Below are 7,427 nucleotides of genomic sequence, written 5' to 3' on the forward strand. Positions count from 1 at the left end.
ACGATTCGTGCCGAATGCACCTATAACACGAACGGATAGACTGATCCATATGCGCCGAGCGAAAATTGTCTGCACCCTGGGTCCGGCGACGGACTCCTACGAACAGCTGAAGGCCATCGTCGAGGCGGGCATGAACGTCGCCCGACTGAACATGAGCCACGGCAACCACGCGGACCACGAGGAGCGGTACCGCAAGGTCCGCCAGGTCTCGGAGGACACCGGCAAGGCCATCGGCGTCCTGGCCGACCTCCAGGGTCCCAAGATCCGTCTGGCGACCTTCGCCAACGGCCCGGTGACCGTCGACAACGGCGACGAGTTCACCATCACCACCGAGGACGTCCCCGGTGACCAGCACATCTGCGGCACCACCTACAAGGGCCTGCCCGGCGACGTCAAGCCCGGCGACCCGATCCTGATCAACGACGGCGTCATCGCCCTGGAGGTCGTCAGCGTCGACGGCCCGCGGGTGAAGACCGTGGTGATCGAGGGCGGCGTGCTCTCGAACAACAAGGGCATCAACCTGCCCGGCGCGGCCGTGAACGTGCCCGCCCTGTCCGAGAAGGACAAGGACGACCTGCGCTTCTCGCTGCGCCTGGGCGTCGACATGGTCGCCCTGTCCTTCGTCCGCAACGCGGACGACGTCAAGGACGTCCACGAGGTCATGGACGAGGTCGGCATCCGCGTGCCGGTCATCGCCAAGATCGAGAAGCCGCAGGCCGTCGAGGCCATGGAGGAGATCGTCCTCGCCTTCGACGCCATCATGGTCGCCCGCGGCGACCTGGCCGTCGAGTACCCGCTGGAGCGGGTGCCGCTGGTCCAGAAGCAGCTGATCACGCTGGCCCGCCGCAACGCCAAGCCCGTCATCGTCGCCACCCAGATGATGGAGTCGATGATCCACGCCTCGCGCCCCACCCGCGCCGAGGTCTCCGACGTCGCCAACGCCATCCTGGACGGCACCGACGCGGTCATGCTGTCCGCCGAGTCGAGCGTCGGCAAGTACCCGATCGAGACCGTCCGCACCATGAGCCGGATCGCCGAGAGGGCCGAGGAGGAGCTGCTGTCCCAGGGCCTCCAGCCGCTCAACCCGGGCCGCAAGCCGCGCACCCAGGGCGGCTCGATCGCCCGCGCCGCGTGCGAGTTGGGCGACTTCCTGAACGGCCAGGCGCTGGTCGCGTTCACCAAGTCCGGTGACACCGCCCGCCGCCTGTCCCGCTACCGTTCGCCGATCCCGGTGATCGCGTTCACCCCGGACGTCGCCACCCGCAACCAGCTCTCGCTGAGCTGGGGCGTCGAGGCGCACGTCACCGAGCAGGTCGGGTCCACCGACGCGATGGTCGCCCAGGTCGACCGCGAGCTGCTCAGCATGGGCCAGCTCGCCGAGGGCGCGACCGTCATCGTCACCGCCGGCTCGCCCCCCGGCATCCCCGGCAACACCAACATGGTCCAGGTGCACCACCTGGGCACCCGGGGCGAGTAACACCCCCGTGGCACCGACGCCCGTGGGGCGGTCCTCCGGTGGAGGGCCGCCCCACGGGCGTTCTCGCGACGTCGCCGCCGCCGTGGCGCGGCTGCCGGTCGCCTACTCGTCGCCGTACGGCGCGTCTACTTGTCGCTGTACGGCGCGTCGTCGTTGAACAGGCGCATGCCGGGGATGGTCAGCGTGCCGCCGAACTGGCCGGCCTGCTTGGCGGTGACCCCGGTCAGCTCCAGGTCCAGCGGGACCGGGATCGAGCCGATCAGGTCGTACAGCCAGCGCGGCAGGGTGTCCGGGGTGAGCGTGATCTCGCCCAGGTCGATCGGGATCGGCAGGCCGAGCACTTTGGAGAGGTGGCCGGACAGCCGCTCCACGTACATCGTGACCGGGCCCTTGCGCATGGTCGAGGTCGAGCCGGGGGCGCCCTTCACGTGGAAGGTCTTGCCGTTGCCCTGCAACGTCGACATGTCGAGGTTGTCGATGTCGACGGTGTCCACCACGAACTTCAGCACCCGCTTGGTGCCGGTCGGGGTCCGCACGTCGTAGACGCCGTGGAAGGCCGCGCCGTGCAGCGCCAGCCGGCTGGTCGCCAGTGTCCAGTTCTGCTGCGGGACGACGTCCCCGGTGGGGGGCGCGCCGGCGGTCAGGCCGCTGGTGTCCACCGCGCAGTTGGGGTTGGCGCTCGGCGAGGACGACGGGGTGTCGGTGGCGGCCCCGGACGGGGTGGCGGGGGCCGTCCTCGGGCTCGCCTTGCCGCTCGGCTTCCCCGTCGTGCCGCCGGCCGGGCCACCGTCAGCGGAGGCCGTCGCGGCGGGCGAGGCCTGGTCGCCCGCCGGGGTCTGCTCGCCGCTGCCGGCGGTGGCGGGCGGCGGGGTGCCGGGCTGCGCGTCGGCCGGGGCCCCGGCCGTCGGGGCCTGCGGCTGGGCCGGCGTCCCGGCGCGCGGGGCCGGGGCGGCCGGCGTGGGGGCCTGGGTGGTGGTCGGCGCGGGGGTGCCGGTCGACTGGGCGCTCGGCGTCGGGCTCGGTGAACCACCCGGGTCCAGCAGGTGGTTGACGCCGCCCAGGACGTCGTCGATCAGCCCGGCCCGGTGGACCGTGTCCGAACCGCCGGGGGCGGCGGAGCGGGCGGCCGACGGCGTGGTCGCCGGGGTGGTGGCCGCGCCGGTCGGGGCACCGGTCGGCGTCGCGTCGGCGCTCGGCGTACCGGCCGGCGCGGAGGGCTGCTGGGTGGGCGCGGTGGTCGGCGTCTGGGTGGGGATCGCGCTCGGCCCCGTCGAGGGCCCCGTCGAAGGCGCTGTGGAAGGCACCGTCGAGGGCACCGTGGACGGACCGGGCGGTGGCTCGGGCAGCTCGCTCTTGGGGACGGGCGTCTCCAGCGGCGCGACGTCCGGCACGGTGGCGGGCGCGGTACCGCAGGGCTTGCCCGCCGTGGACTCGGCGACGGCCGGGTTGGGGGTGTACGCGGCGGCCATCAGCAGCGCCGTCGGCACCGCGGCCATCGCCAGCGCGCGGCCTCTCAGCCGGACCCGGACGGGCGTGCGCGGCGCCGCGTGTCGACCGGCGCGCTGCGGTTGGTCCTCCGACGCGCTCACCGCGCCTCCTTCGGGTCCACGGCGACGGCCTGCTCGTTCGACGCGGCCTGTGCGGGCAGCTTCGCGGTGGGCGCTTCGGCGGCAGCAGGCTCGGTGGCGACGCTCCCGGCGACGACCGCGGTCTCGGCGACGGCGGCCTCGGAGGCAGGGGTTTCGGAGGCGAGGGCCTCGGGAGCAGGGGCCTCGGTGGCGACGCTCGCGGCGACGGCGGTCTCGGCCGCCTTCGGCTCCGGCAGCGGCGCCCAGGACGCCATCAGACCGCCGCCGATCAGACCCGGCAGCAGCGCCAGGCCGAACCCGGCCAGGTTGGAGACCGGGATCGAGACCAGCGTCAGCAGGGTGGTGGCGACTCCCGCGAAGACCCGCACGGTCGGCTGGAACCACGCGGTCAGCCCGAGCACGATCAGCAGCACGCCGATGATCAATGATCCGGCGCCCGCCGTGGTGGCCATGGCCACCGTCATGCCGCCCAACGAGAGCTTGGCGTACGGGAAGTACATGATCGGGACGCCGGCGATCATGGCCAGCAGGCCGCCGTAGTACGGCCGCGTCCGACGGAAGGTACGGAACACCCGGCGCAGCCACTGGACGGGGTTCTCGTGCTCGGCGGGCCGGAATGAGGCAAGGGCGCTGGACACGGTGCAGCTCCTCGATGGTGTGAACGAGGGATGGACGAGACACGGGATCCGGCGACGGCGCACGCGCCGCCACCGGTCCCTCAGGTGCCGTCGGGGCGGCGGACCGGGCCCGGTCCGCCGCCCGTCAACGGCCTAGTAGCACTCGCCGGTGCCGTCGGTGTGCAGCGCGAGCTTCAGGCCGGGGAGCTTGAAGGTGCCGGCCGAGGTGGCCCAGGCGGTCTGCTGCACGTTGTACAGGTCGGCCTTGTCGGCGGCCTGGGCGAAGCCGGTCGCGCCGGACGGCAGGCCGCCGAGCTTGGACTTCCAGCCCTGGGTGGCCTCTCCCTTGAGGGTCGAGGCGTCCTGGCCGATGTTGATGTTGGTGAACTCGGCGTCCGCGTTCAGCTGGTCGAGGTCGATCAGCAGGTTCTTGGCGTAGACCTGCTTCTTGACGTCGTCGCTGTTGCCCGCCTCCAGGCGAAGGACGATCTTGGGCAGCTTCCACGGCAGGCCGGGGATGACGTTGGGGTCGGTCACCACCGACTGGCAGAGGCCCTTGATGGTGGCCTCGTCGAAGGCCGAGACGGCGACCGGGTGCGGAGTGCCGTTCACCTCGGCGTCGATCGAGCCGAACTGGGCGAAGTTCTTGCCGTGCAGCTCCGGCGTGGTGACCTTGAAGCTCTGGCCGGAGACGCTGAACGAAGCCGCCAGCGCGTTGTTGGCCATGGCGGCGCCGACCATCGCGGTGGCCGCGATGCTCGGCACCATCACCAGGGCGAAGCGCTTCCAGCGGGTCTTGCCGTAGGTCTGGGACATGCGAGTCCTCCTTCTAGGACGTACATCTCCGGCTCCCCGGCGGCGCGCCCGCGCCGGTGGGGGACTGGGATGGGAGAGAGCTACGTCCTCGGTAGCGGAGAGCGCCTTGGGCGTCGTCGGACGCGGGAGCGGCCGGCACACAGCGGCACTCCCGTCCCTCCACCGGCCGTCCTTGCGGGGCGGCGGGCAGGACCGACGACATCGGCGATCACCCCCGAGCGACAACCAGCGACCGCGCAGGGCCGCGCGGCCGGTCGAAGGACAGGAACCGCCGTGGGACCGCGGATACCCCCCTGCCCTCCCTACCGCCGACCGGGGCCGGCGGATCACCCGGTGGGGATCCCGCGCTCCACGTGGCCGACCGGATCGGAGGGTGTGGAGTCAGGGACCGGGCGTCGCCGATCGTGCTCGAATCCCGGGCGAAGCACAAGAGGTTCCTTACTGACGGGTAATGCAACAGCCGACAGCGTTGATCATGAAATCGGCGCGGCATGCACCGTGCGTGACACCTTGAAGGAAACGTGACGAAGAAATCCGCCGGAAACACGAACGAAACACCCGCGGACAGTCACCAAGTGTGACTGTCCACGGGTGTTGTCAAGATTTGGTAAACCTCTGTCCGGTTGACCGGATTGTCGCCAAATCACCCGGCGACACCGCAGGTCATCCGCCGCGCCAAGGCCCGCCCGGGACCGGCCGGGCCCGGACCGGAGGCAGCGTCAGAACAGCACGCGCGCCAGCGCGGTGCGGGCCGCGGTGACCCGCGGGTCCTCCGTGCCGATCACCTCGAACAGCTCCAGCAGGCGCAGCCGGGCGGCGTCCCGGTCCTCACCGGCGGTCCGGCCGACGGTGTCCACCAGCCGGCCGAAGGCGTCCTCGACGTGACCGCCCACCAGGTCCAGGTCGGCCGCCCGCAGCTGGGCCTCGACGTCCTTCGGGTCGGCCGCGGCCGCGGCGCGGACGGCCTGCGGGTCCACGCTCTCGATCCGCTGCAGCAGTTCGGCCTGGGCGAGGCCCAGCCTGGCCTCGGTGTTGCCCGGCTGGTCGGCCAGCACGTTCCGGTAGGCCTGGACGGCGCCGCCCAGGTCGCCGCTGTCCAGCGCGTCGTGCGCGGCGGCCAGGGCCGGGTCCTCCGGCCGCTGCGGGGCGGCGTCCGGCGCCTCGCCCGGAGCCCCGGCGCCGCCGACCACGCCGAAGCGCTGCTCGGCGACCAGGATCAGCTGGTCCAGCACCTTGCGGACGTTGGCCGCGCTCTCGGCGCCCTGGAACAGCGGCACCAACTGGCCGGCCACCACGGCCATCACGGCCGGGATGCCCTGGATGCCGAACTGCTGGGAGATCAGCGGGTTGGCGTCCACGTCGATCTTGGCGAGCACGAACCGGCCGGCGTACTCCTCGGCCAGGCCCTCCAGGATCGGGCTGAGCTGCTTGCAGGGGCCGCACCACTCGGCCCAGAAGTCGATGACGACCGGCACTTCGGTGGAGCGCTGGACGACCTCGGACTCGAAGGTGTCCTCGGTGACGTCGATGACGAGCGCGTAGGCGGACTGCTCGGGGGCGACTCCGGCCGCTTCGTCGGCGGCCGCCTGGCGGGCCCGCTCGACCCGGGCCTGCTCGGCCTTCTGGGCAGCCTCGCCGGCTGCCTTCACTGCGGCGAGGTCGACCGCACCGCGCAGGGCGGAGCTGTTGAGACGCGAATTCCGTGGCTGCATGGCACCATCCTCCCCCGTCCGCGCCGCCTGCGGGCAACCAACCTCGGGAAAGTCGCCCCGCGCGGGCCGCGCGGCGCGGATTCCCGGGCGCGGTGGCCCTCCCCCGGTAGCCTGAACCGTTCGGCGCGGATCCCCACCCGCGCCCGCGCCGCCCCGTCCCACGGGTGCGGCGCCTGGTTGTCACTGCTTTCGCTACGAGTCGTAGCGTAACTGGAGCCGGGGTCCCGGCCGCAAGCCCCACCGGCGGTTCCGCGACGTGACCTGCCCCACTTTCCGGGGCGGCCCGGCTGCCCGAACGGGCGAACAGCCGCTACCGTTACCAGCCCCACCCATGTTACTCACCAGTAGAGCGCAAGGAGGCCCGGTTGCCGGCCCCCCAGCCCCCCGCGAACCCGGACGTCACGGGCCCGGAGACCGCGGACGGCCCCGCCCCCTCGGCGGGTGCCACGACCAGGGCCAAGGGGCGCCCGCGCAGTGCCGCCGCCGACCGCGCCATCCTCGACGCCACCCGCGAGGCCCTCGCCGAACTCGGCTGGGGCGGGCTGACCATGGGCCACGTCGCGACCCGCGCCAAGGTCGCCAAGACCACCCTCTACCGCCGCTGGCCGTCCAAGAACGAACTCGTGGTGGACGCCGTCGCCAGCCTCTTCGACGACCTGGTGATGCCCGACCTCGGCAGCCTGCGGGCCGACATCGAGGCGGTGGTCGCCCAGTTCGCCGACCTGCTGGCCCGCCCCGAGACCCAGGCCGCGCTGCTCGCGCTGTTCGCCGAGGGCACCCGCGACCCGCACCTGCGCCGCCGGATCCGGGAGGCCATCGTCGACCCGCAGAAGCGCCTGGTCCGGCAGGGCCGGGCGGCCGCCCAGGTGCGCGGCGAACTCGCCCCGGACGCCGACCCGCGGACGGCCCGCGAGGAGATCGACATCATCTTCGACACCATCGCCGGGACGGTCGAGCACCGCGTCCTGGTCAGCGGCGAGCCGATCACCGCCGACTGGACCCGCCGCTTCACCAACCTGCTGCTCGGCCCCTTCCCCAGCCTGCTGGGCGACTGAGCGCATGGCGAAGCCGCCCCGCACGAAGAAGCTCCGTACGGGGCGGCCCACCGGCACGTCCTAGGTCCAATGCCAGTGACTTTGGTGTGTCTGTCTCGTTGGTTGTGGTGTGGCGAGGGTGGGGCAGGTCAAGTCGTGTGCGGGTGAGCGGTTGTCGGATC

6 protein-coding genes are annotated in these 7,427 nt (G+C 72.5%); 2 read left to right on the forward strand and 4 right to left on the reverse strand.

Annotation, left to right across the window (positions count from 1 at the left end; genetic code table 11):
• Positions 1-49: 49 nt before the first annotated feature.
• Positions 50-1,477: a pyruvate kinase gene (pyk, locus tag ACFWPT_RS25060; protein ID WP_063347766.1), complete on the forward strand. Its 1,428-nt coding sequence runs from the start codon at positions 50-52 to the stop codon at positions 1,475-1,477.
• A 125-nt stretch (positions 1,478-1,602) separates the two neighbouring features.
• Here pyk and ACFWPT_RS25065 read toward each other — a convergent pair whose 3' ends face one another.
• The 4 genes from ACFWPT_RS25065 to ACFWPT_RS25080 form a co-directional block, all read right to left on the reverse strand.
• Positions 1,603-3,066, reverse strand: coding sequence for a hypothetical protein (locus ACFWPT_RS25065; RefSeq protein WP_380484390.1), 1,464 nt, complete (start codon positions 3,064-3,066; stop codon positions 1,603-1,605).
• The gene (locus tag ACFWPT_RS25070) at positions 3,063-3,704 is read right to left on the reverse strand and encodes a DUF6114 domain-containing protein (RefSeq protein WP_380484392.1); all 642 of its coding nucleotides are present in this window, start codon (positions 3,702-3,704) and stop codon (positions 3,063-3,065) included. The genes ACFWPT_RS25065 and ACFWPT_RS25070 overlap by 4 nt, the downstream gene beginning before the upstream one ends.
• 132 nt (positions 3,705-3,836) lie before the next feature.
• Positions 3,837-4,499: a DUF6230 family protein gene (locus ACFWPT_RS25075; RefSeq protein ID WP_063347768.1), complete on the reverse strand. Its 663-nt coding sequence runs from the start codon at positions 4,497-4,499 to the stop codon at positions 3,837-3,839.
• A 719-nt stretch (positions 4,500-5,218) separates the two neighbouring features.
• Positions 5,219-6,211, reverse strand: a complete 993-nt coding sequence (locus ACFWPT_RS25080) for a tetratricopeptide repeat protein (protein ID WP_380379178.1) — start codon at positions 6,209-6,211, stop codon at positions 5,219-5,221.
• A gap of 494 nt (positions 6,212-6,705) precedes the next feature.
• Here ACFWPT_RS25080 and ACFWPT_RS25085 point away from each other — a divergent pair, with 494 nt between their 5' ends.
• Positions 6,706-7,266 (forward strand): TetR/AcrR family transcriptional regulator, encoded by a 561-nt coding sequence (locus ACFWPT_RS25085; RefSeq protein ID WP_380379183.1) that lies wholly within the window; start codon positions 6,706-6,708, stop codon positions 7,264-7,266.
• The last annotated feature ends 161 nt before the right edge of the window (positions 7,267-7,427 follow it).

This window comes from Kitasatospora sp. NPDC058478 (assembly GCF_042720345.1).
Classification (GTDB): Bacteria; Actinomycetota; Actinomycetes; order Streptomycetales; family Streptomycetaceae; genus Kitasatospora.